Annotated in this window: 1 pseudogene; it reads right to left on the minus strand. The window is 68.8% G+C overall.

The features are described 5' to 3' along the window. Positions 1–204: 204 nt before the first annotated feature. A pseudogene (locus B3098_RS29100) lies at positions 205–264 on the minus strand (pentapeptide repeat-containing protein); the annotation flags it as partial. Positions 265–269 lie beyond the last annotated feature (5 nt).

Genomic DNA, 269 nt, shown 5'->3' on the forward strand with positions numbered 1-269 from the left:
CACGCAGCAGAACGCGGCGCTCGTCGAGCAATCGACGGCGGCGTCGGGGATGTTGAGCGATCAGGCGCGTGTGTTGGCAGATGCGGTTGCGCGGTTCAAGCTGCGCGAGGAAGAAGCGGCCAGCGCCGGCCGGCTGATCGCACTGCCGCAGGGCTGATCCGGAACCGCCGGTGGGGTGTTACTCCGCCGGCGTGTTTGCCGCAGGATCACCTGCCGAAGATTTGCCTGCCGCAGGTCCGCCTGCCGCAGGTCCGCCCGCCGCAGATTCT

It is taken from the genome of Achromobacter sp. UBA2119, from assembly GCF_002331005.1.
GTDB classification, from domain to species: Bacteria; Pseudomonadota; Gammaproteobacteria; order Burkholderiales; family Burkholderiaceae_B; genus Achromobacter; species Achromobacter animicus.